The organism is Halodurantibacterium flavum (assembly GCF_042681825.1).
In the GTDB taxonomy this organism is placed as follows: domain Bacteria; phylum Pseudomonadota; class Alphaproteobacteria; order Rhodobacterales; family Rhodobacteraceae; genus Halodurantibacterium; species Halodurantibacterium flavum.
The window spans coordinates 37,856-64,706 of sequence record NZ_JBHUGH010000013.1 but is presented as its reverse complement, the minus strand read 5'-3'; the positions used below and the strand labels follow the sequence as shown (position 1 = coordinate 64,706).

At 65.9% G+C, this 26,851-nt stretch carries 30 protein-coding genes and 1 tRNA gene; 17 read left to right on the top strand and 14 right to left on the bottom strand.

Annotated elements, in window-relative coordinates:
- Nucleotides 1-6: 6 nt before the first annotated feature.
- Together ACFSGJ_RS16720 and ACFSGJ_RS16715 are read right to left on the bottom strand one after the other, a co-directional pair.
- Nucleotides 7-1,386 (bottom strand): sigma-54-dependent transcriptional regulator, encoded by a 1,380-nt coding sequence (locus ACFSGJ_RS16720; protein ID WP_390264436.1) that lies wholly within the window; start codon nt 1,384-1,386, stop codon nt 7-9.
- A 594-nt stretch (nt 1,387-1,980) separates the two neighbouring features.
- A complete protein-coding gene (locus ACFSGJ_RS16715; RefSeq protein ID WP_390264433.1) occupies nt 1,981-3,873 on the bottom strand; it encodes a propionyl-CoA synthetase in 1,893 nt (630 codons plus the stop codon).
- A 173-nt stretch (nt 3,874-4,046) separates the two neighbouring features.
- Between ACFSGJ_RS16715 and argS the strand changes: the two genes are divergently transcribed.
- The 10 genes from argS (at nt 4,047) to ribD (ending at nt 13,329) form a co-directional block, all read left to right on the top strand.
- Complete coding sequence (gene argS, locus ACFSGJ_RS16710; protein WP_390264429.1) at nt 4,047-5,792, top strand: arginine--tRNA ligase; 1,746 nt, start codon at nt 4,047-4,049, stop codon at nt 5,790-5,792.
- Nucleotides 5,793-5,866: 74 nt separating this feature from the next.
- Nucleotides 5,867-6,832 (top strand): SPOR domain-containing protein, encoded by a 966-nt coding sequence (locus ACFSGJ_RS16705; RefSeq protein ID WP_390264426.1) that lies wholly within the window; start codon nt 5,867-5,869, stop codon nt 6,830-6,832.
- Nucleotides 6,833-7,831 (top strand): beta-N-acetylhexosaminidase, encoded by a 999-nt coding sequence (gene nagZ / locus ACFSGJ_RS16700; protein WP_390264423.1) that lies wholly within the window; start codon nt 6,833-6,835, stop codon nt 7,829-7,831.
- Nucleotides 7,824-8,609 carry a segregation and condensation protein A gene (locus ACFSGJ_RS16695; RefSeq protein ID WP_390264420.1) on the top strand — a complete coding sequence of 262 codons (786 nt, stop codon included), beginning with the start codon at nt 7,824-7,826 and terminating at the stop codon, nt 8,607-8,609. The genes nagZ and ACFSGJ_RS16695 overlap by 8 nt, the downstream gene beginning before the upstream one ends.
- Nucleotides 8,606-9,253 carry an SMC-Scp complex subunit ScpB gene (scpB, locus tag ACFSGJ_RS16690; RefSeq protein ID WP_390264417.1) on the top strand — a complete coding sequence of 216 codons (648 nt, stop codon included), beginning with the start codon at nt 8,606-8,608 and terminating at the stop codon, nt 9,251-9,253. The genes ACFSGJ_RS16695 and scpB overlap by 4 nt, the downstream gene beginning before the upstream one ends.
- A 20-nt stretch (nt 9,254-9,273) precedes the next feature.
- On the top strand, nt 9,274-9,480 hold the full coding sequence (locus ACFSGJ_RS16685; RefSeq protein ID WP_390264414.1) for a hypothetical protein: 207 nt from the start codon (nt 9,274-9,276) through the stop codon (nt 9,478-9,480).
- Between the two features lie 261 nt (nt 9,481-9,741).
- Complete coding sequence (locus ACFSGJ_RS16680; protein ID WP_390264411.1) at nt 9,742-11,235, top strand: DNA recombination protein RmuC; 1,494 nt, start codon at nt 9,742-9,744, stop codon at nt 11,233-11,235.
- Nucleotides 11,235-11,660 carry a secondary thiamine-phosphate synthase enzyme YjbQ gene (locus ACFSGJ_RS16675; RefSeq protein ID WP_390264408.1) on the top strand — a complete coding sequence of 142 codons (426 nt, stop codon included), beginning with the start codon at nt 11,235-11,237 and terminating at the stop codon, nt 11,658-11,660. Before ACFSGJ_RS16680 ends, ACFSGJ_RS16675 begins: the two co-directional genes overlap by 1 nt.
- A gap of 83 nt (nt 11,661-11,743) precedes the next feature.
- The gene (gene nrdR, locus ACFSGJ_RS16670; RefSeq protein ID WP_390264405.1) at nt 11,744-12,211 is read left to right on the top strand and encodes a transcriptional regulator NrdR; all 468 of its coding nucleotides are present in this window, start codon (nt 11,744-11,746) and stop codon (nt 12,209-12,211) included.
- Nucleotides 12,212-12,222: 11 nt separating this feature from the next.
- Nucleotides 12,223-13,329 (top strand): bifunctional diaminohydroxyphosphoribosylaminopyrimidine deaminase/5-amino-6-(5-phosphoribosylamino)uracil reductase RibD, encoded by a 1,107-nt coding sequence (gene ribD, locus ACFSGJ_RS16665; protein ID WP_390264402.1) that lies wholly within the window; start codon nt 12,223-12,225, stop codon nt 13,327-13,329.
- Here the strand turns inward: ribD and ACFSGJ_RS16660 are convergent.
- The 3 genes from ACFSGJ_RS16660 to ACFSGJ_RS16650 form a co-directional block, all read right to left on the bottom strand.
- Nucleotides 13,326-15,344 (bottom strand): capsular polysaccharide biosynthesis protein, encoded by a 2,019-nt coding sequence (locus ACFSGJ_RS16660; RefSeq protein ID WP_390264399.1) that lies wholly within the window; start codon nt 15,342-15,344, stop codon nt 13,326-13,328. The genes ribD and ACFSGJ_RS16660 overlap by 4 nt on opposite strands.
- A gap of 5 nt (nt 15,345-15,349) precedes the next feature.
- The gene (locus ACFSGJ_RS16655; RefSeq protein ID WP_465262136.1) at nt 15,350-16,477 is read right to left on the bottom strand and encodes a polysaccharide biosynthesis/export family protein; all 1,128 of its coding nucleotides are present in this window, start codon (nt 16,475-16,477) and stop codon (nt 15,350-15,352) included.
- 85 nt (nt 16,478-16,562) lie between these two features.
- Nucleotides 16,563-17,882, bottom strand: a complete 1,320-nt coding sequence (locus ACFSGJ_RS16650) for a capsule biosynthesis protein (protein WP_390264395.1) — start codon at nt 17,880-17,882, stop codon at nt 16,563-16,565.
- A gap of 238 nt (nt 17,883-18,120) precedes the next feature.
- Here ACFSGJ_RS16650 and ACFSGJ_RS16645 point away from each other — a divergent pair, with 238 nt between their 5' ends.
- From ACFSGJ_RS16645 to ACFSGJ_RS16620, 6 genes are all read left to right on the top strand, one after another.
- Nucleotides 18,121-18,741: a riboflavin synthase gene (locus ACFSGJ_RS16645; RefSeq protein ID WP_390264392.1), complete on the top strand. Its 621-nt coding sequence runs from the start codon at nt 18,121-18,123 to the stop codon at nt 18,739-18,741.
- A complete protein-coding gene (gene ribB, locus ACFSGJ_RS16640) occupies nt 18,738-19,835 on the top strand; it encodes a 3,4-dihydroxy-2-butanone-4-phosphate synthase (RefSeq protein ID WP_390264390.1) in 1,098 nt (365 codons plus the stop codon). Before ACFSGJ_RS16645 ends, ribB begins: the two co-directional genes overlap by 4 nt.
- Nucleotides 19,836-20,360, top strand: a complete 525-nt coding sequence (locus tag ACFSGJ_RS16635; protein ID WP_390264388.1) for a 6,7-dimethyl-8-ribityllumazine synthase — start codon at nt 19,836-19,838, stop codon at nt 20,358-20,360.
- Nucleotides 20,357-20,824 carry a transcription antitermination factor NusB gene (gene nusB / locus ACFSGJ_RS16630; protein WP_390264385.1) on the top strand — a complete coding sequence of 156 codons (468 nt, stop codon included), beginning with the start codon at nt 20,357-20,359 and terminating at the stop codon, nt 20,822-20,824. Before ACFSGJ_RS16635 ends, nusB begins: the two co-directional genes overlap by 4 nt.
- 93 nt (nt 20,825-20,917) lie before the next feature.
- On the top strand, nt 20,918-21,220 hold the full coding sequence (locus ACFSGJ_RS16625) for a hypothetical protein (protein WP_390264382.1): 303 nt from the start codon (nt 20,918-20,920) through the stop codon (nt 21,218-21,220).
- A 255-nt stretch (nt 21,221-21,475) separates the two neighbouring features.
- A complete protein-coding gene (locus ACFSGJ_RS16620; protein ID WP_390264379.1) occupies nt 21,476-21,943 on the top strand; it encodes an MmcB family DNA repair protein in 468 nt (155 codons plus the stop codon).
- Here ACFSGJ_RS16620 and ACFSGJ_RS16615 read toward each other — a convergent pair.
- Nucleotides 21,924-22,145 carry a DUF6324 family protein gene (locus ACFSGJ_RS16615; protein ID WP_390264376.1) on the bottom strand — a complete coding sequence of 74 codons (222 nt, stop codon included), beginning with the start codon at nt 22,143-22,145 and terminating at the stop codon, nt 21,924-21,926. The two genes, ACFSGJ_RS16620 and ACFSGJ_RS16615, sit on opposite strands and share 20 nt — an antisense overlap.
- 101 nt (nt 22,146-22,246) lie before the next feature.
- On the opposite strand from ACFSGJ_RS16615, the gene ACFSGJ_RS16610 reads away from it, so the two are divergent.
- Nucleotides 22,247-22,323, top strand: a tRNA-His gene (locus tag ACFSGJ_RS16610).
- A gap of 51 nt (nt 22,324-22,374) precedes the next feature.
- Here the strand turns inward: ACFSGJ_RS16610 and ACFSGJ_RS16605 are convergent.
- The 8 genes from ACFSGJ_RS16605 to ACFSGJ_RS16570 are packed head-to-tail and all read right to left on the bottom strand — an operon-like array spanning nt 22,375 to nt 26,835.
- Entirely contained in the window at nt 22,375-23,589 is a 1,215-nt protein-coding gene (locus tag ACFSGJ_RS16605; RefSeq protein WP_390264374.1) for a tyrosine-type recombinase/integrase, read from the bottom strand.
- Between the two features lie 20 nt (nt 23,590-23,609).
- Nucleotides 23,610-23,879 (bottom strand): hypothetical protein, encoded by a 270-nt coding sequence (locus ACFSGJ_RS16600; protein ID WP_390264371.1) that lies wholly within the window; start codon nt 23,877-23,879, stop codon nt 23,610-23,612.
- Nucleotides 23,876-24,511 carry an HNH endonuclease gene (locus tag ACFSGJ_RS16595; protein ID WP_390264369.1) on the bottom strand — a complete coding sequence of 212 codons (636 nt, stop codon included), beginning with the start codon at nt 24,509-24,511 and terminating at the stop codon, nt 23,876-23,878. The genes ACFSGJ_RS16600 and ACFSGJ_RS16595 overlap by 4 nt, the downstream gene beginning before the upstream one ends.
- Entirely contained in the window at nt 24,508-24,747 is a 240-nt protein-coding gene (locus ACFSGJ_RS16590) for a hypothetical protein (protein ID WP_390264366.1), read from the bottom strand. Before ACFSGJ_RS16590 ends, ACFSGJ_RS16595 begins: the two co-directional genes overlap by 4 nt.
- Nucleotides 24,744-24,923: a hypothetical protein gene (locus ACFSGJ_RS16585; RefSeq protein ID WP_390264363.1), complete on the bottom strand. Its 180-nt coding sequence runs from the start codon at nt 24,921-24,923 to the stop codon at nt 24,744-24,746. Before ACFSGJ_RS16585 ends, ACFSGJ_RS16590 begins: the two co-directional genes overlap by 4 nt.
- Entirely contained in the window at nt 24,916-25,437 is a 522-nt protein-coding gene (locus ACFSGJ_RS16580; protein WP_390264360.1) for a hypothetical protein, read from the bottom strand. Before ACFSGJ_RS16580 ends, ACFSGJ_RS16585 begins: the two co-directional genes overlap by 8 nt.
- Before the next feature lie 37 nt (nt 25,438-25,474).
- The gene (locus tag ACFSGJ_RS16575; RefSeq protein WP_390264357.1) at nt 25,475-25,798 is read right to left on the bottom strand and encodes a hypothetical protein; all 324 of its coding nucleotides are present in this window, start codon (nt 25,796-25,798) and stop codon (nt 25,475-25,477) included.
- Nucleotides 25,799-25,848: 50 nt separating this feature from the next.
- Nucleotides 25,849-26,835, bottom strand: a complete 987-nt coding sequence (locus ACFSGJ_RS16570) for a DUF2303 family protein (protein WP_390264353.1) — start codon at nt 26,833-26,835, stop codon at nt 25,849-25,851.
- Nucleotides 26,836-26,851 lie beyond the last annotated feature (16 nt).

The window sequence follows — 26,851 nt, the reverse complement described above, 5'->3', positions numbered from 1 at the left end:
CGCTGATCACGCGCTGGTCGTGCGCATCCAGCCTTCGCGCTTGCGGTAAAGGGTCGAGGCCGAGACGTCGAGCTCGCGCGCTGCCCGGGGCACCGACCCGTTGTGGCGGCGGATCGCATCCTCGATCACCAGCCGTTCGATTTCCGCCAGCGTCTTGCCGGCAAGTCCGCGCAGCGGATGTGCCATGCCGGGCCCCGGCGGGGGATCGGCGGGTCCGGCCGATGGTCGCAGGTCAAGCGGCAGCATGGCGGGTGTGACGTTCTGTCCTTCGTTCAGGACGACGACATTCCAGAGCACGTTGTTCAGCTGGCGCACATTGCCGGGCCAGGGCAGGCGGCGGAAGATCTCCTTCACCTCGGCGCTGAGACCGGTAAAGCTTCGGCGTTCCTCACGCGCGAATTTCGTCAGAAGGGCTTCGGCGATCTCGATCACGTCATCGCCGCGGTCGCGCAGGGGGGGCATGTGGATCGGCACCACATGCAGGCGATAATAAAGATCCTCGCGGAACTGGCCGCGACGCACGGATTCCATCGGATCGCGGTTCGTCGCACAGAGGATGCGGACATTGACCTTGCGGGGGCGGGACGCGCCCACCGGCTGGATGGTCGAGGTCTGAAGGAACCGCAGCAGCTTGGTCTGCAGATTGAGATCCATCTCGCAGATCTCATCGAGAAAGAGCGTCCCGCCATCCGCCGCCGCCGCCGCCCCGATCTTGTCGGCGATGGCCCCGGTAAAGGCCCCGCGCAGATGGCCAAAGACCTCTGATTCCAGCAGGTCCGCGGGGATTGCGCCGCAGTTGAGCGCGATGAAGGGGCCGCCGGCGCGGTTCGAGGTGCTGTGGATCGCCTGGGCGCAAAGCTCTTTGCCGGTTCCGCTTTCGCCCGTGATGAAGACCGTCGCCATGGAGCGTGCGACGGAACGGATACGCGTGTAGACATCCTGCATCGCGGGCGAGGATCCGATGAAATCGCCAAGCGGGGCGTCGGTGCGGCTCGGCTCCGCTGTGGCTGACTGCACCTGAAGGGCGTGGCTGGCATTTTCGACCGCGTGGAGCAGCCGCTGGTTGTCGAAGGGCTTTACGAGAAAGTCGTGCGCCCCCGCCCGCATCGCCTCTACGGCCTTCTTGATCGAGCCGTTGGCCGTAATGACGATCACATGCGCTGCCGGATCCGTCGTCAGAATGTGCCGCATCACGTCGAGCCCGTCCCGGTCCGGCAGCATCAGGTCGAGAAGAACGACCCCCGGCTTGATCTGCCCGAACGCAGCCAGTCCGGCCTCGCCCGTTCCGGCGGTCACGACCTCATGGCCCGCGCCCCGCAGCGTCGCCTGATAGACCATCTGGAGCGAGGGCGTATCCTCGATCAGCAGCAGCGGTGGCCGGCTCATGCAATATCCCCGGGTGAACTGGCGGCATCCCCGTCCCGCCCGACCAGGGCAAGCGCATCCAGAAGGAGCGCAATTTCGCAGCGAAGTTCCGCGACAGGGTCTGCTAGGTCGGTCCCGTCTTCATGCGCGCGCTCGTTGAGCGCCTCGGCGCCTGCCTGCACGCGGAGCCCGCCCACGGTTCCCGCCACTGCCATCAGAACATGGGTCTGGGCACGCACGATCGCCGCATTCTGCCCCGCCTCTGGCATCGCAAGAGCGCTTGCCGCAGTGTGCAGGTCGGCCTGAACCTGAGACAGGATTTCCGGCCAGAGATCGCCCGCCATCGTCCGCAACCCGTCCAGCCGCCCCGCGTCAAGCANCCGCCCCGCGTCAAGCACGTCGCCGGTAACGACGGCGCCAGAAGCGGCAGTACACGGGCAATCGACCTTTTTTGCGGGGTCAGCCGCAAGGAAACCGGACATTCTCTCACCAGCTTGATGGGTGCAGCGCGACCTGCAATCGGCGGTTGCGCCCCCTTTGGTTACACCAGTTTTAGGGGGCGACCAACCGCTTGCAACACCCAAAACGTGTTAACGTGCATTGCTGGCGTAACGATCATGCGCGCGGATAGCCGATGCCGCGAAAGGCGGCGGCGATCTCCTCCAGTATCGCGGGGTCGTCGATGGTGGCGGGCACCTTGCCGGGGGTTCCGTCGGCGATCCGCGACATGGTTGCCCGCAGGATCTTGCCCGACCGCGTCTTGGGCAGGCGTTCGACGACGACGGCGTGGCGGAATGCGGCGACCGGGCCGATCCGGTCGCGCACAAGAGCCACCACTTCGGGCACGATCTGCGACGCATCGCGGGTGCAGGTCCGGTTGAGACAGACGATTCCCAGCGGAAGCTGTCCCTTGAGATCGTCGGCCACGCCGATCACCGCACATTCGGCGACATCGGGATGGCTGGCCACGACCTCTTCCATCGCGCCGGTCGAAAGCCGGTGCCCGGCGACGTTGATCACATCGTCGGTCCGGGCCATGATGAAGACATACCCGTCCTCATCCACATAGCCCGCGTCGCCGGTCTCATAATAGCCCGGGAAATGCGAGAGATAGCTTTTGCAGAACCTTTCCTCGGCGTTCCAGAGCGTCGAGAGCGTGCCGGGCGGCAGCGGCAGGCGCAGCGCAACCGCCCCCAGGACGCCCGGGGCGACGGGGTGGCCGCCTTCGTCGAGGATCTGCACGTCATAGCCCGGCATCGGCACCGAGGAGGACCCGACCTTGACCGGCAGCGCCTGCACGCCAATAGGGTTCGCCGCGATTGGCCAGCCCGTTTCGGTCTGCCACCAATGGTCGATGACCGGCACCTTCAGCGCCTTTTCGGCCCAATGCACGGTGTCGGGGTCGGCCCGTTCCCCGGCAAGGAAAAGGGTGCGCAGGCTTCCGAGGTCATGATCCGCGGTGCGTGTCGCATCAGGGTCTTCGCGCTTGATCGCGCGGAGCGCGGTCGGCGCGGTGAAAAGCGTCGTAACCCCGTGATCTGCGATGACACGCCAGAAGGTGCCCGCATCGGGCGTGCCCACCGGCTTGCCCTCGAAAACCAGCGTCGTGTTTCCATGCAGAAGCGGCGCGTAGCAGATGTAGGAATGGCCCACGACCCATCCCACATCCGAGGCGGCCCAGAACACTTCGCCCGGGCTCACGCCGTAGATGTGGCGCATCGTCCAGTGGAGCGCGACGAGATGGCCGCCCGTCTGGCGCACGACGCCCTTGGGCTGCCCGGTCGTGCCCGAGGTGTAGAGGATGTAATGCGGGTGGTTCCCCGGAACCGGAACGCAGTCCACCGGGTCCGCCTCGGCCACCGCCGTGCCCCAGTCCAGATCCCGGCCGGGGTGCAGGGCGGCGATTTCCTGCGGCCGCTGCAGGATCAGACAGAAATCCGGCTGGTGGCGGGCAAGGCGCAGTGCCTCGTCCAGCAGGGGTTTGTAGTGGACGACGCGCCCCGGCTCGATTCCGCAAGAGGCGGCGATCACCGCCTTGGGTGTGCAGTCGTCGATGCGCGTCGCAAGCTCGGGCGCGGCGAACCCGCCGAAGACGACCGAATGAACGGCACCCAGCCGGGCGCAGGCAAGCATCGCCTCCAGCGCCTCGGGCACCATGGGCATGTAGATGGCGATGCGGTCGCCCTTGGTGACGCCCCGCGCGGCCAGCGCACCGGCAAGCCGGGCGACGCGGTCGCGCAACTCGGCATAGGTGATCCGCGTGATCGAGCCGGTGACGGGGCTGTCATGGATGATCGCGACGCGCGCCCCATTTCCCGCCTCGACATGACGATCGACCGCGTTCCAGCAGGCATTGAGCGTGCCGTCCGAGAACCACTCGTAGAGCGGCGCGCGCCCCTCGAACAGCGCGCGCGACGGGGGATCGAACCAGTCGATTGCGCGCGCAGCCTCCATCCACCACCCTTCGGGGTCGGCCTTCCAACGCGCATAGGTTTCGGCGTAGCTCATGTGGTCCTCCCTCTCCTCGCAATCCTGTTACGGCGGAAGGTTTTCCCGCACAAGATTCTTGCGCGGATGTTAGCGCAACCCGACAAAGAAAGCCTTGGCGGACGCTGCCGGGCCTTTCGATTGACCTGTGACACTGGCATGATAAACCGCTCGCGAATGAAGGAAGCGGGATCATGAACCTCTTTAACGATCTGCGGGCGCTGGTGATCGACGCGCTGGGCAGCCTGGAAATCGACGGCGCGCTGCCGTCGGGCCTCGATTTCGGCAACGTGACGGTCGAACCGCCGCGCGACGCGGCCCATGGCGACATGGCGACCAACGCGGCGATGGTGCTGGCAAAGCCCGCGAACCTGCGACCGCGCGATATTGCCGATGCGCTGGCCGCGCGTCTGGCCCAGGACCCGCGCGTGGAACTGGCCGAGGTCGCGGGACCGGGGTTCATCAACCTGCGGCTTGTCCCGTCGGTCTGGCGCGATCTGCTGCGCAAGGCGGTCGTGGCGGGCGATGATTTCGGACGCTCGGACTATGGTGCGGGCCGGCGGGTGAACGTTGAATTCGTCTCTGCCAACCCGACCGGACCGATGCATGTGGGTCATGTCCGGGGCGCGGTCTTCGGCGATGCGCTTGCCCGGCTTCTGGCCTTCACCGGCCATGACGTGACGCGAGAATACTATATCAACGACGGCGGCGCACAGGTCGATGTCCTGGCGCGCTCGGTCTACGAACGCTACCGCGAGGCGCATGGCCTCTCGCCCGAGATCCGTGAGGGGCTTTATCCCGGCGACTACCTGATCCCGCTGGGAGAAGAGCTGAAGGCAGAGCTTGGCGACAGCCTGCTCGACCAGCCCGAAGAGGTCTGGCTTGTCCGGGTGCGCGAATTCGCGACCGACCGCATGATGGCGATGATCCGCGAAGATCTTCGGGCGCTGGGCGTCACGATGGATGTGTTCTACAGCGAGAAATCGCTTTACGGCACGGGCCGGATCGAGGCCGCGCTGGACGCACTGCGGGAAAAGGGCCTGATCTATCAGGGTGTGCTGGAGCCGCCCAAGGGCAAGACCCCGGAGGACTGGGAGCCGCGCGAACAGACGCTGTTCCGCTCGACCGCGCATGGCGATGACGTGGACCGCCCGGTGCAGAAGTCGGACGGAAGCTGGACCTATTTCGCGCCCGACATCGCCTATCACTATGACAAGATCACGCGCGGGTTCGATGCGCTGATCGACGTGTTCGGCGCCGATCACGGCGGCTATGTCAAGCGGATGAAGGCGGCGGTCTCGGCCCTTTCGGGGGGAAAGGTGCCGCTCGACATCAAGCTGATGCAGCTTGTGAAGCTCTTCAAGAACGGAGAGCCGTTCAAGATGTCCAAGCGCGCAGGGACCTTCGTGTCCCTGCGCGATGTGGTCGATCAGGTCGGGCCCGACGTGACGCGGTTCGTGATGCTGACGCGCAAGAACGACATGACGCTCGACTTCGACTTTGACCGGGTGCTGGAGCAGTCCAAGGACAACCCGGTCTTCTACGTCCAGTATGCCCATGCGCGGATCTGTTCGGTTCTGCGCAAGGCGGCCGAGGCGGGCGTCGACACGTCGGATGCCGCACTGGCCGGCGCCGATCTGGACCGCATCGCCCATGAGGCCGAGATCGCGCTGGCGCGGAAGATCGCCGAATGGCCCCGTCTGGTCGAGACCGCCGCGCGCACGAACGAGCCCCATCGGATCGCGTTCTACCTCTATGAACTCGCCTCCGAATTCCACGGATTGTGGAATCGCGGCAACGAATTGCCCGAGCTGCGCTTCGTGCAAGAGGGCGATCCGGAGACCTCGCAAGCGAAAATCGCGCTGGCCAAGGCGGTTGCGGTTGTTATTTCCGCCGGTCTTGGTATCCTTGGCGTGACGCCGGTCCAAGAGATGCGTTGATACAAGCGCACCGCCGGCTGAATGAGCAGTGACACTGCGGGCGCGAATGACCCGTGGGACAGTGAGGCTTGGGCATGGCGGTTATGGGATATGACGTCTTTGACGACGAGGCCCCGCAAACTGGGGCCGGTCTGCAAAGGTATGTGAATCTTGCCGGTGCGGTGATTTCGGTATCGCTCATCCTGGGGGTGGCGTTCTGGGGATACCGGCTGGCGGTGCGGGATGTGACGGGGATTCCGGTCGTCCGCGCGCTGGAAGGTCCAATGCGGATCGCGCCCGAGGACCCGGGCGGCCGGCTTGCCAGCCATCAGGGTCTGGCGGTGAACGCCGTCGCCGCCGAGGGAGAGGCCGCACCGCCGCCCGATCGGCTTGTGCTCGCGCCGCAGCCGCTTGACCTGACATCCGAGGATGTGCCGCCGGCGGCGCTTCAGCCGATACTGCGCGACCCGGCGCAGATCGCCGAGGCCGTCAACGCCGAAGGCATCGCGACCGAGGCGCTGGTCGAGGATCTTTCCGCCCCCGCGCTCGGTGTCGAAGAGGCGCAGGGCCTCGCGCTGGCGCTCGCACAGGAACTGGCCACCGCTGCATCAGATACCGCACCCGTCGTGACCGAGGAACCGGCGGCGTCGCCTGCCCCCGCCACGGCGACCGCCGTTGCCTATTCGCCGCGTCCCGCGGCCCGCCCGGCCCGTGTGGCGACAGCCAGCGCGACCCTTGCCAGCGCCGCCGTCGCCGCACCCGCACCCTCTGCCGCGCCGGTTCAGGACATCAGCGCCGACAGCCTGCCCGCCGGAACGAACCTCGTGCAGCTTGGGGCGTTCGACGATGCCGCCAGCGCGCGGCGGGAATGGGACCGCCTTTCCGGACGCTTCCCGGCCTATCTTCAGGGCAAGGCGCGGGTGATCCAGACCGCAGAAAGCGGCGGACGCACCTTTTACCGGCTGCGGGCCCACGGGTTTTCCGACGATGCCGATGCGCGCCGTTTCTGTTCGGCGCTGCTGGCCGAGCAGGCCGCCTGTATCCCTGTTCAGATCCGCTGAATGACCGGCGCTGCGATCCTTGGCTGTGCCGGCCCGGTGCTCGGGCCGCAGGAGGCCGCCTTTTTCCGTGAGGCGGCGCCCTGGGGCTTTATCCTTTTCGCGCGCAATGTTCAGACGCCGGATCAGATCCGCCGTCTGACGGATGATCTGCGCGACGCGGTCGGCCGCGATGCGCCCATCCTCATCGATCAGGAAGGCGGGCGGGTGCAGCGACTGCGGGCGCCCCGGTGGCGCGAATGGCCCGCCCCACTGACGCATGTCCGGCAGGCGCGGGACGGCGCGCGCGCCATGTGGTTGCGCTATCGCCTGATCGCGGCCGAATTGCGGGCGGTCGGGGTGGATGTGAACTGCGCCCCCATGGCCGATATAGCATTTGCCGAAACCCACGCCTTTCTGCGTGACCGGTGCTATGGCGAAACGGTCGGACAGGTAGTTGCCGCCGCCCGGGCCGTCGCCGACGGCTTGCTGGCCGGCGGTGTCCTGCCGGTGCTCAAGCATATTCCGGGCCATGGCCGCGCGACCGCCGACAGCCATCTGGACCTGCCCCGGGTCGATACCGCGCAGGAGGTTCTGCAGGCCGAGGATTTTGCCGCCTTCCGGGCGCTGAACGACCTGCCCATGGCGATGACCGCGCATATTGTCTATTCGGCTTTCGATGCCGCGCCCGCAACCTGTTCCGGGCCGATGATGCAGGTGATCCGCGGCGATATCGGCTTTGCCGGCCTGATCATGAGCGATGATGTTTCCATGCAGGCGCTTTCGGGCACGATCGGCGAACGCAGCGCGGCGGCGCGGGCGGCGGGCTGCGATGTGGTGCTGCATTGCAACGGCGATATGGCCGAGATGGCCGAGGTCGTCCGCCATGCCGGCCAGCTTGATGCCGACGGCTCCCGGCGCGCCGAGGCGGCGCTTGCGCAGCGCGTGACCCCGGCGGCAGTTGACTTGGACGCGCTGGAAGAGGAACTTGCCGCCCTGATGGGCGAGCAGGATCATGTCTGACACCAACACCGCGACCATACCCGATGACAGCGTCGAGGCCCGCCTGGCCTCCGAGGCGCTGATCGTCGATGTGGACGGCTTTGAAGGGCCGCTCGACCTGCTCTTGTCGCTGTCGCGCACGCAAAAGGTGGACCTGCGCCGCATCTCGGTTCTTCAGCTTGCCGAACAGTATCTGGGCTTTGTCAATCGCGCGCGGGCGCTGCGGATCGAGCTGGCGGCGGATTATCTGGTGATGGCCGCCTGGCTCGCCTATCTCAAATCGCGGCTTCTGCTGCCGCCCGACCCGACCGAAGAGGGCCCGACGGGCGAGGAACTGGCCGCGCATCTGGCCTATCAGCTTGAGCGGTTGCAGGCGATGCGCGAGGCCGCCGCCCAGTTGATGGCGCGCGACCAGAAGGGCCGGGATTTCTTTGCGCGGGGCAGCGTCGAAGAAGTTCGGCAGACCCGGCGCATCAGGTATACGGCGGGTCTTCTGGACCTGATGCAGGCCTATGCGCGGCTGCGGACCCGGGACGAATTCCGCCCCTACGCCTTTGACCGGCGCGACGTCTACACGATGGAACAGGCGCTTGACCGGCTGCGGGGGCTGATCGGGTTCGCAGGCGACTGGATCGACCTCTCGGACTGGTTGCCGCAGGGCTGGGGCGATGCCCCCGCGCGCCGTAGGTCGGCGACCGCCGCCACTTTTGCGGCGACCTTGGAGCTGGCCAAGGGCGGCAAGGTCGAACTGCGTCAGGACGGCGTCTTTGCGCCCATCCATGTGCGGCGCCGGGCATGACGGACGCGCCCCGGGACCAGCCGCTCTTTCATCCGCCGCCCCTGCCGGAACAGGAGCGGATGATCGAGGCGATGCTCTTTGCCAGCCCCGAGCCGCTTGCGCTGCGCGACCTGGCCGAACGGATGCCGCACGGATCGGACCCGGCCGAGGCCTTGCTGCGGCTGCGCGCGCAGTATGAGGGGCGCGGCGTGCGGATCGTGCGGATCGGCGACGGCTATGCCTTTCGCACGGCGCCCGATCTTGGATGGGTTTTGCAAAAGGAACGGGTGGAAACCCGCAAGCTGAGCCGCGCGGCCATCGAAACGCTGGCCATCATCGCGTATCATCAGCCGGTGACCCGCGCCGAGATCGAGGAGATTCGCGGCGTCGCGGTTTCCCGCGGAACACTCGACCAGTTGATCGAGCTGGAATGGGTGCGGTTCGGGCGACGGCGGATGACACCGGGGCGTCCGGTGACCTATGTTGTGACCGAGGCGTTTCTCGATCACTTCGGCCTTGAAAGCGCGCGCGATCTGCCCGGCCTCCGGGAACTCCGCGAGGCCGGATTGCTTGATAACCGTCCCCTGCCGCCGGGTCTTGCCGGTGAGGGGCCGGAACAGGACGAAGCGCCTGCCGTGGGGCAGAGCGAACTCTTTGAGGACTGAACGCACGAAAGGAGTGCGCGATGAATTTCAACCGGCTGATCATGATGGTGCTGCGGCTGTTCATGCGACGGGGGATGCGCGCGGCCAGCAGGCCCGCGACCCGCCGTCCAGGTGGTGCAGCGGGCGGGGCAGGGGCGGCAAAGGGCAAGGGGCTTGACGCACAATCCCGCGCCGCCGCCAAGCGCGCCCGCCAGGCCGCGCGGATAACCCGCCGACTGGGACGCTGAGGCTCGGCAAAGCTCTGCCTGCCGCCGTCGACGGGGCTTGTTCTGCGCCGCAGCGACAGGCATGAAGTTCGGGCAGTGCGGATGTTGCTGGTCATGAGTTTCCCTGGTTGCGCGTAGGCAGCCGCATCTGTTCCGGCTGGCCGGAAAGTTCTGGGGAAGGGGACGCGGCCGCGACCCTTCCCCATCCTTCATTCGGGCCGTCATTTGGGCTTGTCATTCCCTTTCCGGTCCCTATGCTGAGAGCGGAACATAGGAAGAACAATGCCCGCTGATCCCTTGTCCCTGATGCTTGTCGGCCTCGCCGTCCTGCTTGTCCTGATGGTCTGGATGGGGCGCGGCACGTCGCGCTGGCGCGATCAGGCGGAATTCCTGGCGCAACAACTGGCCGAGGCAGAGGCGCGGGCCGCGAAGCTTGCCGATCGTATGACCGCGCAGGATCAGCTGCTGTCCGACAAGGACAACCGGATCACGACGGAATTCGCCCGGGCCGAACGTCTGCAGGAATCCCGCGACGCGATCGAGGCGCGGATGATCGACCTGCGGGACGAACGTGACAGCCTTGCCGCGCGGATACGCGAGGCAGAGGCGGCCGTGGCCGACCTGCGATCCCGCCTTGCAATCGCCGCGACCGAGGCCGGCAAGGACCGCGCGGCGGCGGAACGTGAGATCGCCACCCTGCGCGACCTGCGCGAGGAGATGAGCCGCCAGTTCCGCGAACTCGCCGGGGAAACGCTCCGCCTGCAAGGCGAGGATCTGTCGAAGGCGCATCAGGAGCGGCTCGGCGCGCTCCTTGGCCCGCTCAAGGATCATGTGGGGCGGTTTCAGGAGGAATTGCGGAACGTTCACAAATCCGCCGATGAAGAACGCGCCCGACTGCGCGAGCAGATCGCCCAGCTTCACCGCCGGTCCGAGGAGATCAGCCAGGAGGCGGTGAACCTGACCCGCGCGCTCAAGGGCGATGTGCGGCGGCAGGGTGCCTGGGGCGAGATGATCCTCGAACGCATTCTTGAGGATTCCGGGCTGGAACGCGGGCTGCATTACGACGTCCAGTCGAGCCAGCGCGATGAGGCCGGCCGCGCCTGGCGCCCCGACGTGATCGTGCGCCTGCCCAAGTCCAAGACCATGGTGATCGATTCCAAGGTCTCGCTTGTCGCCTATGAGGCTGCGCTGAGCGCCGAGACCGAGGAAGAGCGCGACCTGAAGATGGGCGAACATGTGCGTTCGATCCTGCGGCATATCGATACGCTGTCGGCCAAGGGGTATCAGGGGCTGTCCGCCAGCACGGTGGACTATGTCCTGATGTTCGTGCCGATCGAAGGGGCCCTGTCCGAGGCGCTGCGGATGCGCGGGGACCTGACATCCTACGCGCTGCAAAAGGGGGTGGGCATCATGACCCCCACGACGCTGATGGTCGCGCTGAAGACGGTCGAGCATATCTGGTCGGTCGAACGGCGCGAGAGCAACGCCGAGGAAATCGCCGACCGGGCAGGCAAGCTATACGACAAGGTGCATGGCTTCGTGACCGAGATGCAGCGCGTCGGCGACTGTCTGGAAAACGCGCAAAAGGCCCATTCGACGGCCTTTGACCGGCTGTCCCGGGGCAGCGGCAATGTGCTTGGCCAGGTTGAAAAGCTGCGCAAGCTGGGCGCCCGCACCAGCAAGGCGCTGCCCGTGCCTTTCGATGAGGAAGAGGACGAGGCCGCAGAAAGCCTCCCACAGGACACCGCGCGCGAGCGGCTGACCGGGCCGGTCTGATGCAGCGGAGTTTAAGTGTTCAGACCGCTGGCCCGGGTCTTTACGAAATCACGCAGGATGTGGCGGGTTGGGTCCGGCCGACAGGTGCCGACGGGCTTCTGACGCTGTTTATCCAGCACAGTTCGGCCTCGCTTCTGGTTCAGGAAAATGCCGACCCCGAGGTTCGGACGGATCTGACAGCCTTTCTGCAGCGGCTGGTGCCGCCCACGACCGACCCGTCGATGCGCTACCTCACGCATACATATGAGGGGCCGGATGACATGCCGGGCCATATCAAGGCGGCCCTTCTGCCGGTAAGCGTGCAGATCCCCGTTGCCGGCGGTCGGTTGCTTCTGGGGCGCTGGCAGGGGATCTATGTGGTGGAACACCGCGATGCCCCCCACCGGCGCAGCGTCGCGGCACATCTGATGACCGCAACATCTTGATGCGGAAATCCCCCCTACCCAACGAATTGGGGTTCGCCTATAGTCGCTGTGGATAAAAGGATTGCCTGACCGAGGAACTGGCCATGCGCTGCCCCTTCTGCGGAAATATCGACACCCAGGTCAAGGACTCTCGCCCGGCCGAGGATCACGTGGCGATCCGTCGCAGACGGTTTTGTCCGGCCTGCGCCGGGCGTTTCACCACCTATGAGCGGGTGCAGCTTCGCGACCTCGTGGTGGTCAAGTCGAGTGGCAAGCGCGAGGATTTCGATCGCGGCAAGCTGGAACGCTCGATCCGCATCGCGATGCAGAAACGCCCGGTGGAGCCGGAGCGCATCGACCAGATGATCTCTGGCATCGTCCGGCGGCTCGAAAGCCTGGGCGAGACCGATATCGCCTCCAAGGTCATCGGCGAGATCGTGATGGAGACGCTCGCCCGACTGGATACGGTGGCCTATGTGCGGTTCGCCAGCGTCTACAAGAATTTCCAGGCCGCCGACGACTTTGACAAGTTCGTGTCGGAACTGCGCCCGAAAAGCTCCGTGGAAGAGTGACCGGGCCGCACATGGCCGGGGGTAATGACGACCGCCGCTTCATGCGGCTTGCCTTGTCGCTTGGCGCGCGCGGGATGGGGCAGGTCTGGCCGAACCCCGCCGTTGGCTGCGTGATCGTGAAGGCCGGGCGGATCGTCGGTCGTGGCTGGACCCAGCCCGGCGGTCGCCCCCATGCCGAGGCGATGGCGCTGGCAGAGGCCGGCCCCGCCGCCGCAGGCGCGACCGCCTATGTAAGCCTTGAGCCCTGCGCCCATTATGGCAAGACCCCGCCCTGCGCCGAGGCGCTTGTGCGCGCCGGCATAGCCCGTGTCGTTTCCGCCCTGCACGACCCCGACCCGCGTGTGGCCGGTCGTGGCCATGCCATCCTGCGCGCCGCAGGGGTCGAGGTGTCCGAGGGCGTCGAGGCTGCCGCGGCCGAGACGGATCACCAGGGTTTCCTGATGCGCGTGCGCGAGGGGCGGCCGATGCTGACGCTCAAGCTCGCCACCAGTTTCGACGGGCGCATCGCCACGGCGAGCGGCGAGAGCCAATGGATCACGGGCCCGGCGGCGCGCCATCTTGTCCATGCCGAGCGCGCGCGCCATGACGCGGTTCTGGTCGGGGGCGGGACGGCGCGTGCGGATGATCCGATGCTGACCGTCCGTGGGATGGGGATGTCCCGTCAGCCGGTCCGCATAGTCGCGGCGCGGCATCTCAACCTGCCCCTCGACGGCCGGCTCGCCCGGTCTGTCGATGCGGCGCCTCTGTGGCTCCTTTATCAGGAGGCGAGCGTCGATCTGGCGCTGGAGGATCGCTGGCGCGCGATTGGGGCGAGGCTCTTGCCCGTGCCGCTTGGGCCGGGGCGGCAGCTGGATCCACCGGGCATGATGCGGGCGCTCGGGGCGGCGGGGATTACCCGCGTCTTTTGCGAAGGGGGCGGCCAGTTTGCGGCCTCGCTCCTCTCTGCCGGGATGGTGGACCGGCTGATCGGGTTTACCGCAGGGCTCGCGCTGGGTGCGGAGGGGCGCCCGGCACTGGGCGCCATGGGCGTCGACGCGCTGCAGGACGCGCCGCGCTTCCGGCTGGCCGCGACCGAGGCCGTTGGGCCGGATGTCCTGCACCGTTGGGTGCGGGCCTAGCGCCACCATCCTGCATGGGAGGCCAGCGCGCCTTGGGCCTTGGCCAGCAGGCGAAGGCCCAGGCCGGGGCTGTGGGGCGTTCCGGCGGCAAGGCGTTCGGCGATGACCTCGGGCGGACAGGGAAGGCCGGACACGGGGTCGAAATAGCGCGGATAGGCGATCAGGGCCGCATGGGCCAGCGTCGCGAGATCGGGCCGCGCCTGACGCCGCGCCGGCACCGGGCCAAGGTCGCGCGTCAGGCCCCAGCCGGCATAGAACGGCGCGCCGAGACAGGTGACGCGTTTGCCCCGCAGCAGAGCCTCGAACCCCAGAAGCGAGGTCATCGTCCAGACCTCCTGCACCTCGGCGATCAGGGCGATCGGATCGGCATTCGTGACCAGCAGATCGGCGTGACGCGCGACGTCATTGGGTCTGAGCGCGCCGGGCCGCAGCCCGGCCTCCACGTCCGGATGCGGCTTGAAGAGGATCACCGCCCCGGGGTTTTCGGCGCGTGTCTGCGCCAGAAGCGCGAGGTTGGTGCGCACGGCCCCGGCGCCAAGGCGGATCGAGGCGTCGTCCTCTACCTGACCGGGGACCAGGATGCGGTGACCCTGCGGCAAGGGGGGCAGGGCCGCGCCGCTCAGATTGTATTTCGACAGCCCGGTGGCAACGATCCGTTCGACCAGCGCCATGGCCCGCGCGCTTGCGCCGGGCGGTGGGGCGGAGGACAAAAGACGCTCCAGACGGCTGGGGCGGTTCGGATCGTAATAGATCCCGAGGTCATCCGTCACCAGCGACAGCGCCGGCACCAGCGCGGCACCAAGACCGCGGGATCGGAGGAACCCGTCCTCGACCCGGCGGAGGGTGACGGGGGCGGCAAGGCCCGCGGGTTCCTTCCCGGCCCAGATCAGCAGGTCGCGCCCCTGATCTGTCGCCCGCTGGACCGCCCTTTGCGGGTCATCCTCGAACAGCAGCCGTCGTTCACGTCCGAAAGCCCGCTGCAGCGCGCCGCGTTTCCACAGGCGCATCCCGACCGCCACATGCCCGTGCCGGTCTTCGCGAAAGGCGCGGACCTCGGCCTCAAGCTGGTTCACCGCATCTTCGAATTCGCAAAGACGGTCGCGGCAGGGATCATACCAGACCGGAAAGAGGATCATCGCCGCCGCAAAGAGCTGTTCCGGAGACAGGTTCCTTTGCCGTCGTGGCGGGGCGGGAACGCGGTCGGAACTGAGCCCCCAGCCCGCGTAAAAGGGTTGGCCAAAGACCTCGGGTCGGTGCCCCGCGAGGATCGCCTCGAACCCGAACTGGGAGGTGACGGTGTAGACAGCAACAGCGCCCTGCAACAGTGCCCAGGGCGACAGGGGATCGGTGCAAAGCGCGGTCCGTGCGTCGCGGTCGGCCGGGCCGAAATGCCCCGGCCTTATGCCGCCCTGCGTTTCGGGGTGGGTCTTGATCAGGATGCGGCGATCCGGGTGATCCGTCCGCGCGGCTGCCAGCATCCGGGCGAAACTGGCATCATTGGCGCCGCCCAGCCGGATGGATGCGTCGCCCCGGACCTGATCGACCACCAGAACATAGCCCGGCGCGGGGCGCGGGGCGGCGGGATCATGCGCGTTGTATTTCGACAGGTCGCCGGCGATCAGGCGCTCGATGCCCAGCCGCGCCCGGTCCAGCAGCGCCTTGTCCGAAAGGGGATGCTGCGCGAGCAGGTGTTCCAGGTCGCTGGGCCCGGTCGCGTCGTAATAGATGCCCCGGCGGTCGATCAGCAGGCCCAGCGGGGGCGTGCCGCTGCGCCCGGGATGGACCGAGCGCAGGAGCGCATCCTCGGCCCGGATCAGGGAGCAGCCCCGGCGTCTTGCCATCGCCTCGCCCCGCCACGCGGTGCGGCCGTGCCCCCAGACAAGCACCGCGTCCCCCGCGCCCGGCAGACCGAAACGCGGCGCATATCCGGCAAGCGACAGGATGCGCGCCACGCGCCCGCGAAAAAGGCCCAGGCTGTAGGCGCGGGTGCGGGGGGCAGGATCGCGGGCGGGCACCGGCGTCAGTTCAGCGCGTTGTTGACGCTTCCCGCGGTTCCGACCGGACCGGTGATGGCCGACAGCGTTTTCTGCCACTGTACATAGGGCGCCTGGGTGACGTAGACGGTATCGCCGTCACGGATCAGGAACTCGCGCGCAAAGAACATGCCGTTCGGCTGCGTGAGGTCGATGATATAGACGATGCGCTGTGCGCCCACCAGATCGTTGCGGCCCAGAAGGGCGTTCGCGATCTCGGGGCTTTCGTTGCGCATGATGAAGACGCCGCGCGGATCGGCAAGGTTGGTGTTCAGGCCACCGGCCTGCGCGATCGCGTCAAGCGCCGAGACCACCGGCTTGCCAAAGGGAATACGGCTTTGCCCCCCCGTGGCGCCAAGCGCGATATAGGTCCGGTCATCCTGCTTGACCACGATCCGGTCGCCGTCACGAAGCGCGATGTCGAGCGACGGGTCGGTATAGAGGTCGTTCAGCCAGGCCGTGCCCTCGGTATTCCCCCGGATCACGGTGACAAGCGCCGTCTCGGGCTCGTTCGAGATGCCGCCAGCCCGGGCGAGCATCGCGGCGAGTGTGCGGGTCGGTCGCTCGATCGGATAGACGCCCTGACCGCCGACATCGCCCATGATCGCCACCGTGGCCCCGTCGCCGGCAAGGCGGCGCACCTGCACCTGCGGTTCCGGGGTCTGCGTTTCAAGCTGCGCGGTGATGATCTGGCGCAGCGCCTCGGGCGTGTTGCCGGCGGCGCGGATGCGGCCTGCATAGGGGACAAAGATGAAACCGGCGCCATCGACCTGCACGGTGTCCAGAACGGCGAAGTTCTGGCCCTGGCCGGCCAGCAACCCCTCGTTCACGTTCTCATAGATCGTGAGGCCGAGGGTATCGCCCGCATTGATCGTATCGGGCCCAAGCACTCCAGCATTGCGGAACGCGGCCGGAAAGGTGAGCGGCGGTTCATAGGCGGTGATCCGGGCCACGTTGTCATCCACCGGGATGGCAAAGGGGGCGCCGGCCGTCTGTTCGACGCCCGCAAGAAGTTCGTTTCGGTTCGGGCCGGACCGGGGAAGGCCGCATGCGGTAAGGGCGGTCGTCGCGACAAGCGCGGCAAGCAACATGCCGCGCGATGACGATTTTTTCACTGTCAGCGCTCCTTGGATGCGTTCTCGTTATTTTTGATCTTTTCTACCCAAGCGCGGCGCAAAATGCCAGCGTGCAGGCGCGGGATCAGCTTGCCAGAAGCAATTGTTGCCGGGGCGCCGCATTTCCGGACTGGAGCGCATCATAAGGGTCCTGCGGCGCCAGCATCATGTCCACCACCTGCCGTAGCAGCGTGCGACGTCCGCGCACCGAGTAGAAGCCGCCGGTGACCTGCGAGGTTTCGAGCAGGTAGTGGCGATAGTCGTGATAGGCCCGTGTGTCCGGCCGCGTCGGATGTGCAAAGAATTCAGGCAGCGGCTGGGTCGAGACGAATTCGGGCTTGTCATAGACGGCCTTGCCGAAGGCCCGGAGCGGCAGCCCGCGCCAGAGCGCCTGTTGTGCCGCCGTGGAATTCACCGTGATCACGCTGCGCGTGAGATTGAGGAGCATGGCAAGCTTGCCGCCACGCACGAAATGCACGCGGTCGGCGACGCCGTATTCCTGGGCCAGCCGGCGGATCTCGGACTTGAGCGGGACGCGCCCGTCTTCCAGCGGGTGGGCCTTGAACACCAGATGGTGATGGCGCGGCGCCCCTTGTGCGAAGCCGCTTATGCAAAGCTCCACGAACTCGGTCATGGTGGAAAAGGGGCTGTGCATCCGGAAGCTGCTGTCATGTTCAAGCTGCAGCAGGCAAAGATGATAGGGGAAGCCGCCGCGCTGGATGGCGCGAGATTCCCGAAACCGCTCCAGCGCATGGATCGGCATCGCAAGCAGACGGCGCAGATAGAGGCTGAATTCCTGCGCGATCGGGATCGAGCGGTGCGGGCGGAAATTCCGGAAACGCCGGCCGCCGGCCATCACGCAGAAATGGTAGAGCGCGCCGTAGAAGACATGCTCACGCATGTCGCCCCACCGGGCGGGGGCGGCGGGCATTTCCAGTTCCAGATCGTTCACGGCCGCGCGCATTTCCGGCACGTCGAGCGACATGAGACGGGAATTCCCGTTCGTCCCGTTCCGCTCATACGTCACCCAATGGGGGCGCAGGTAACCTTCCTCGAATACGTGGACCGTCAGGCCCAGCCGCCGCGCGATCGCCACCGCCTGCGCATGGACGGGCCTTGTGTCGCCGTAAAGAACGATGTCGGTGACGTTCTGTTCTGCAAGGACGTGGCCGTAAAAGGCCGGCCAGTCCTCGGGGGCGCCCTGAAACGCGATAAAACTGTCGCGGTCCGGCCAGAAAACCTGATCGCCATTATTGAAGCCGATGCGCCACACGGTTGCGCCCGCTGCACGGAGCGATTTGCCCAGCTGATGGAAAAAGGGGCCATGGGGACCTTGCAACATCAGAAAGACACGCTGATCCCATGACGCAGGGCTGACCGCTTCAAAGGGCATCGCTTCAAGCATGGCACACCTATAGCGATTCGATACTATTTACATACGAAAAGGTGTGAACGAAATTCTAACGGGTGTCACCCTCGCAGGGACAATCTTCTTCGCACATGCAGCATAACGCGCGGAAAGTCGCCAATCCGCTGTCTCCGTGCGGGCTCGTGCCGCATTCTTCAACAGCGTCTGTGCGGCGCGACCGCTCTTGCAGAGCGCCGATGCCCAAGTTAGTTGGGATGGCGAAGGGGAACCGGGCATGTTTACTGGCATAATCACCGATATCGGCCGCATCCTGATGCTGGAGCAGCGGGGCGACCTGCGCGCCCGGATCGCCACGGCCTATCCCGCCGCGGGGATCGACATTGGCGCATCCATCAACTGCGACGGGGTGTGCCTGACCGTCATCGAGCGTGGAGAAGAGGCCGGGCAATCCTGGTTCGATGTCCAGATCTCGGCCGAGACCGTCTCCAAGACCAACTTCCTGCTGCAGGCGCGAACAGACTGGCAGGTGGGTCGGGCGGTCAATCTGGAACGCGCGCTGCGGGTCGGGGACGAACTGGGCGGCCATATCGTGTCGGGGCATGTGGATGGCGTCGCGGAACTGCTGGACCTGCGGGACGAGGGCGAGAGTACGCGCATGACATTCCGCGCGCCGCATTCGCTGGCCGGATTTATCGCGCCCAAGGGCTCGGTCGCGCTGAACGGCACATCGCTGACGGTGAATGAGGTCGAAGGCGAGGTCTTTGGCGTGAACGTCATCCCCCATACCAAGGCCGTTACCACCTGGGGGGCGGCCGCGCCCGGCGACCGGATCAACATCGAGATAGACACGCTGGCGCGCTATGTCGCCCGCCTGCGGGAATGGGGCGCTGCATGAGCGAGCATTATCAGGATGCGATCTCCTCTATAGAGGAAATCATAGACGACGCCCGCAACGGCCGCATGTTCATCCTTGTGGATCATGAGGATCGCGAGAACGAGGGCGATCTGGTGATCCCCGCCCAGATGGCGACGCCCGAGGCGATCAATTTCATGGCGATGCATGGGCGGGGGCTTATCTGCCTTGCCCTGCCGGGGCCGCGTGTGGATGCGCTCGGGCTGCCGCTGATGGCCTCGCAGAATTCTTCCCGGCACGAAACGGCCTTCACCATTTCCATCGAGGCGCGAGAAGGTGTCACCACCGGCATCTCCGCCTATGATCGGGCGCGCACCGTTGCGGTGGCCATCGACCCGACCAAGACCAAGGCCGATATCGCGACGCCGGGGCATATCTTCCCGCTCCGCGCGCGGGACGGGGGCGTGCTGGTCCGCGCCGGGCATACCGAGGCGGCGGTCGATATATCTCGTCTCGCGGGGCTGAATGCGGCGGGTGTCATCTGCGAGATCATGAACGAAGACGGCTCTATGGCGCGGCTGCCCGATCTCGTGGCCTTCGCGCAAAAGCACAATCTCAAGATCGGGACGATTTCGGACCTGATCGCCTACCGTCGTCGCTACGATAACCTTGTGCACGAAAACGCGGTGCGGCAGGTCACCTCGGTGCATGGTGGCGACTGGATCATGCGCGTCTACACCGATGAGACGCAGGGCGCCGAGCATATCGTGCTGACCAAGGGCGACATCTCTACCCCCGAGCCGGTGCTGGTGCGGATGCATGCGCTCAACCCGCTTGAGGACCTGCTGGGGATCAGCACCGGCGGGCGCCCGGATGACCTGCCCGCCGCGATGGAGGCGATTGCCCGGGAGGGGCGCGGCGTCGTCGTGCTGTTGCGGGATACGACGATGAAGCTTGTGACCGATGGTGCGGCCTCGCCGCAGACCCTGCGGCAATACGGGCTGGGGGCGCAGATCCTGGCAACGCTGGGCCTGCATGAACTCGTGCTTCTGACGAACTCTCCCGCGCCCCGCGTCGTGGGGCTGGAAGCCTATGGTCTGCACATCGCGGGCACATGTCCGATCAAGGGGGAATGAATGGCCGCTTTCGAAACGCATTACACGCTGCCCCTGCCGAAGTTCGATGAACCGGTGCGGCTGCTGGTCGTCGTGGCGCCCTATTACAAGGACATCGCGGATAATCTGATCGCAGGCGCCAGGGCCGTCGCCGAGGAGGCTGGCGCCGAGGTTGACATTGTCGAGGTACCCGGCGCGCTGGAAATCCCGACGGCGATCACCTTGGCGCAGGGGATGGCAGATTATCACGGGTTCGTCGCCCTTGGCTGCGTGATCCGCGGCGAGACCACGCATTACGACACGGTCTGCAACGACAGTAGTCGCGGTCTGACACTCATGGGACTACAGGGCGTCTGCATCGGTAACGGTATCCTGACGGTTGAAAACCGTGAACAGGCAGTTGTGCGTGCCGATCCGGCAGGTCAGAACAAGGGCGGCGGTGCGGCGGCGGCGGCCTTGCATCTTGTCGCGCTGTCACGCAAATGGGGACGCGTGGAAAAGGGCATCGGCTTTCGCGTGCCTGCGTCAGGGAAAGATCGGACATGAGTACCACCCAGTCGGACAAGCGCCAGATGCGCTCGGCCGCGCGACTTTATGCGGTGCAGGCCCTGTTCCAGATGGAGGCTTCGGGCCAGACCGTCGACAAGGTGCGCCGCGAATTCGAGGACTGGCGCATGGGCGGCGTCTATGAAGGCGAAGAGATGGCCGAGGGGGACATCCCCCTGTTCCGTCGCCTGATGGAGGGCGCGGTGAGCAATCAGGCCATCATCGACCAGATGACGGACCGGGCGCTGGTCGAAAAATGGCCGATTGCCCGGATCGACCCGACGCTTCGGGCGCTGTTCCGGGCGGCAGGGGCCGAACTGATCGAGGGCACGACGCCTCCGCGCGTGGTGATCAACGAGTTCGTCGATATCGCGAAGGCGTTTTTCCCGGAGGGCCGGGAGGGCAAATTCGTCAACGCGGTGCTTGACCATATGGCGCGCGAGGCGCGGCCCGAGGCCTTTTGACCGCAGATCACGCGCTGCGCCGGAAAATGTGAAGGCACTTTCGGCTTGCGTTTCGGGTTGAACGCATGATCACGCACACCAGAAGGTGCCCTCATGCCTCCTCTGATTCGCCTTTACATCACCCAGACCATGGTCGGCTTTGTCCTGTCTGTTGTCTTTGTCGCGATGCTTCTTGCCTTTGACGTGGCCGGGCTTCGACATCTTATCCTCAACAGCAGCGAAGGGTGGCTTGCGCTTATCCTTCTGCTGATTGCGAATACCACCGTCTTTGCGGCGGCGCAGTTCGGGATTGCCGTCATGCGGCTTGCCGAGGATGACGAGCCGCGCAAGGGACGGATGCAGCCCGTTCATCTGCCGACGCCCGCGCTGGTGCGCGTTGATCGTCGCCGGCGTTGAAGAATGATGTGACGGGCCCGCAGCAACCGTGGGAACGGTAATTCCCGAGAGCCTGATGATTCAGGTGGGAGCCAGGTAATCGGGCCAGGACCCGGTCAGAGCCAGCCCCCTCGGAAATGCTTATCGGCCACTGGAAAAATGTCCCGCACGAGAAGAGCAGCACCCGCCACGATCTTTACATAAGGCGGCGATCGGGGGCCTGCAAGAAGCGTGAGATGGATTGCGGTCTGTTCCCGCTTCGTTCATAATGGCGGGATGTCGGATAGCCACACCACCGATGATCTGGGCCGGCCCGCGGGCCAGCTTCTTGCGCGCGGCGTCTGCCGCCATCTTCTGTCGCACGACTTCATGGGGCTGACGGAGGTCACGCTTGCGAGCGGCCTTCGCGTCGATGTGATGGCGCTTGGCCCGAAAGGCGAGATCTGGGTGGTCGAGTGCAAATCGGGCCGCGCCGACTTCGTGTCGGATCGCAAATGGCAGGGCTATCTCGACTGGTGCGACCGTTACTTCTGGGCCGTGGACGCAGATTTCCCGGCCGAGCTTTTGCCGGATGACACCGGGCTGATCCTGGCCGACAGCTATGACGCCGAAATCGCGCGAATGGCACCAGAGACAAGGCTTGCCCCCGCCCGCCGGCGCGCCGTGACGCAACTCTTTGCCCGCCTCTCGGCCCGGCGGTTGCTGGCGGCGCGCGATCCCGCCTTCAGCGCTTTTTCTTTTTAGGCGTGCCGCCAGGCTGCGTCTCGCTCTTGCGCGCGCGGGTTGCCGCGGCGCGCAATTCCTCGGCGATTTCCTCGGCCTCGTCCGGCGTGAAATCGAGCGGCAGTTCCATGCCCTCGGCCTCTATATAGATCCGGACCATGCCGAGCGTGGTCGGTCCGATCTGAAGATCTGCAGCGATGTCGCTCTGCTTGTCGATGCCCATGGATGCCTCCTTGCCGGGCGCGAGGGATACGCCGCTTTGAGCGCCATTTCAAGCGCGAGCCTCTTGCAATCGCCCGGGGCTGGCGCTAAACGACCGCCAGTGCCGCCTTAGCTCAGTAGGTTAGAGCACCAGATTGTGGATCTGGGGGTCCCCCGTTCGAGCCGGGGAGGCGGTACCATGAAATCAAGGCGTTATGACTTGGCTCATAAATGAGTTGTAACGAGTTGTATCAGGCCGGTTTCGATTTCGTTCCAACCTGTCGAATCTTCACCACATTGGACACGGCCTCATTCCTGGCGCGCGCATAGCGGTCAGTGGTCGCAAGCAGTTTATGGCCGGCAGCATCGCGCAGGTCGTAGGGATTGGCGCCTGCGAGCCGCGCCTCGGTTATCGCCCCGGCGCGGGTGTCCATCAGCAAGATGTCGTCGGGCAATCCCGCTGTCATGGCGTGCCGCCGGAACATCCGTGCCCAGACGTTGCGGGCATAGGGCTGGCCGCTGCGGCTCTTGATGACTGGTCCGATGCGTTCGGCCGGGGGGATTGCCTGGAGGCGCGCCCGGAGCTCGGGCACAAGCGTCAGGTCGAAGACCATTTCATCTTCCATGTGCCGCTCTGTCTTCGATGGCGTCTTGGTGATCCTGGTCACATCGCGATCGATCATTCCCCAGGTCAGACCATCCTGCCAGCGCTTCCCGTGGCGGATGATCCCGGTCTCCCCGGCCTTGGCGTCCAGCCACTGCCCGCGCACGTCGACCGCGCGTAATGCGAACTCGAACTGGATCATCAGCCCCGTGGCAAAGGCCGTCTGCCCGGCGGCATCGGCTGCGGCGATGACCGCGTAGATCTGCGCCCTGGTGGGCGCGATACTCCGTGGTCGGGCCGCAGGTATCCGCACCCGGCTCAGGATGCCCGCGATCCGTTCCGCCTCTTTGTTGCCTGTCGCGGCGCCGTAGTTCACGACGATCCGGAGAACGCGGAACATGCGTGCGATGTAGGAGACGGATCGGCCCTTGGCCTGCATGGCTGCGCGCCAGCGCATGAGCTGGACGTGATCGGCCTCTTCAAGGGGCAGATGCCCGATACTCTCCTCCCAGCGGGCGATGTTGTAATCATAGCTCTCGCGCGTGTTCGACTTCACGTCGCGGTAGGGGGAGAACTCGTCAGACTTGTAGCGCGCGATCAGCCATTTCCATGTGCCCGGCTCGACCTTGATCTGAGGGCTTTCATACCAGGTCAGCATGTCCTGGGTGAGTTCCCGGCATCGGAGAGCGCGTTCGGCATCGCGGCCATCGCCATCCTCGCCCGGCAGGCGGACGTTGCGGATGACGTATCCCGCCTTGACGTACTTGGCGGGTGGCTTCCAGTAGAACCATCGCTTGGTCCGGACAAGACCAGGCGCGTATAGGGGATCGGACCCGTCCCAGAGGGCAGGCAGGTAGGGCATCTTCGTCTCCTTTTGGGTGTTCAGAATGCGTCGAAGTTTGCTCCCGAAGGCGGCTTGTGCGCCTTGTGCCGGGAGGTTTCAGCATCCGCGATCCGCCGGCGCCGGGCAAGCCAGGCGTTCACGTCGGCCTTCATCGTCAGCCCGGTGATCGGATCCTTTGCGGGAAAGCCTGCCACCTCGAGCTGATCCCGCCGTTTGCGGAACCATTCGAGGCCCCGGCCAAGCGTGATGGCGCACCAGCGGTCGGAGCCATATGCTGCAAGGGGGTTCATGGTAGGGTCTTCGTTCATCCTTGCTCCTTTCGTGCGTCCTGGGCTTTCTGGGCGAGCTTCGCGATCGCCATGATCGTCGGCTTCAGCTCGGGCGGGGCGTGGTCATAGCCGCGGCCGAAGCGGCCGTTCAGGCGCGGCAGCAGCGCCCGCGGGATAGCCTCCCAGTTCGATGGATCCGTGTTGGTCTTGTCGCCATCGAGGCATTTCAGGGCATGGCCTTTCGGCAGGGGGCCGTGGATCTCTTCCCAGCGGACAAGATGCACCGCACGCCAGCGGGACTGGAGCGGAAGGCCGTCATGGATCTTGCGCTCCAGGTATCCGTCTTTGCTTACGCGCTCGGTGCCGATCGGCTGATAGTTCTCATTAGCGCGGCCCCGGCGCTCGCCCTTCTTGAACTGGGTGGCGGCGCTGTTCGGGTTGTAGGGCATCTTCTTGCCCTTGTTGTGGGAGACGTTTCCCTTTGCGAACTGGCCGGTGCGGCCGGTGTGCCAGCCCTTGCGCTTGCAGAGGCCCTTGAATGCGCCAAGGCTGACGTCGTCACGCTGGAAGCGGGCGCAGAACATGGCGTGCAGTTCGCGGCGCGGCATGTCCTTGTTCGCCTCGATCCATGCGAGCTCGTCATCGAAATACTGGATGGCATGCCCCTTCATTCCGACCGGCCTCCGATCTGGGGCAGCATCGGCAGGATCTGCTGGCCGTGATCCGCGAATAGCTTCGCGGCCTTCAGCTGCAATTCGGCGTTGCGCGTGATCTGGTCCGCTACTGACACGATGGCCTCGGCGCGCTTGGCCTCGTGCTCGACCTGGTCGGCCGTCAGGTCCTCCTGCGCCAGGCGCTCGAGCTGGGCGAAGAGGTGGTTGTTCAGGTCGGAAAGCTTGTTTTTCATGGGGCCACCCCTGCATCGACAATGATCTCCCGCGCTGTCTCGATCGACAGCCCGTGTTCGCTCGCAACGCGGCGCAGGATGCCCTCGCGGTCCTCGGCCAGCGGGACGCCGCCGGGCAGGCGGTTGCGGATCTCGGCGAGGGCGGTGTGATAGGCTGTGCGGATGTCGTCAGACATGGCGGCCTCCGGACAACCGGTCGATGTTGCAGCGATGGACAGTGAAGGTCAGCGCGGCCACCCATGGATTGGCCTTCCATGCCTCGGGGCCGTGCAGGCTGTTCCAGAGGCTCGAAAACCAGCTGCGCGGATCCGGCCCTTCGGCCATGTTGGCATGCGGACAACCTTCCTCCATCGCGTCACCGCGGCTGATCTCCTCCAGCCGCTGGACCCTCACATCCGTGACGATTAGCGTCAGGCGGGAAAATTCGCGCGGCATGTGAATTGAGGGCCACCAGCCATCAATGCTTTCGTGGCCATCGGCGCGGTAGAGGATTTCCTCCTGATACATACGCGAACGAGCATCGGCGATGGTCCAGCCGTGCGTCATCCGGGCGGTCCACGCCTCCCGCACCCATAGGCGGTCGCCGGGTGCGTAACCGACCGGGATAGGTTTCATCTCGCGACCATTCCACTCCATCAGATCGGTTCGCTTCAACACCCGCCGCGTCTGCGTCTTGCGCCCGTCGAGCATGGCGCGGACCATCGGCGCGGAGAAGATGATGGGGCGGTCACCCATAGCGGCCTCCCACCTTCAGCCCAAAAAACGGCGAACTGGGCCGCGGCTTCGGCCTCGGACTGACGCTGGGCGCAGCCGGCTCGCGACAGTGGCGCGTGAGGCTGTCATGTCGGGGCGGGCAGGTCTGCAGGCCGGGCGGGGTCTGTGCCAGCAGGACGCTTGCGCCCAGCAGGAGGGCTGCGACGATGGCGGCCGGCAGGGCCATCCGCGCGATGCGGCGGGTGCGGTCCCGGCGGATGGCCGGGGCATTCAGGTCTTCCCAGTGCTGCGCCATGCGCGCGGCATCATCGGGGGCGGGGTGGCGGCTGTGGGTCATGGGGTGCTCCGGCGGGATTGTGCCGCCCCGCAGTTGCGGGGCGGTGTGGCTCAGGCTTCAGGCTTGCCGAAGAAGACGGGCAGGCCGGTCTCCGCGCCGGCACGGGCGATGGCTTCATCCAGCGCATCGCGCAGGGCGATATCGGGGTTGTGGATCTGAATGATGAAGCGGATGTCGGCGCCGGACTTGCGGTAGCGGAAGCGGACCGGAAGGCGGTAGAGCGCCCCGCGATCAAGAACCGGGATGGCGATCATGAACAGGTTCGGGATGCGGATGGGCTGGCCGTCCGGCGCCGCATGCTGATCGACGAACTGGATGGACTGTTCGCCGGTGTCCCGGTTGGTGCTCACCGAGAGGTTGCTGGTCTCGTTGACCTGGAATTCGCGGCTCAGCTGGACGAGCGCAGCATATTGCCCGAACCGCCCCTGCAGCTGCGCAGCAACCTCGATCATGCGTGCTTCCCAAGGCTCGACCTTCTGGCTGCTGCCCTTCCGATCGAGGAGCGCCGGCGTGGGATCCAGCAGATCCTTCGCGTTCGCCTCGATGAACTCGCCGAACTCATTCTTCGACAGAGGCTTGCCGCTGATACCGTTCCAGATCTTCCATTCGTCCGAGATCGGGAAGCCGTAGCGGGCCTTGTGCAGGCAGTGCGAGGCCGTCGGATCCCGGCTTTCGGCGTCGATCACCGGCGCGCCATGGCCGAGGTAGTCCGAGATGCAGAGAAGGCCGGGCGTGCCGCCACTCGCGATCTCGGCGAAGATCGCGGAGGTCTCGCCCTTGAAGCGGTTTGCCCAGGCGATGAAGCTGTCGAGATCCTGCAGTACCGCGGTCCCCTTGCGACGGAAGGGCTGAAGCGCCTCTTCCGCAGCACGCCATTTGTCGCTGAAGTCATGCACGCGCATGCCGTCGGGCAGGGCGGTGATCAGGGGCGTGGTGATATCGCCTGAACCAGGGTGAGAAATCATCACCTCGGGCGCGCGACTTTCAGTGGCGGCGATAAAGGTTTCAAGGATGTTGCGTGGCGTTTCGTCGGTCATGTCCTCGTTCCTTCTC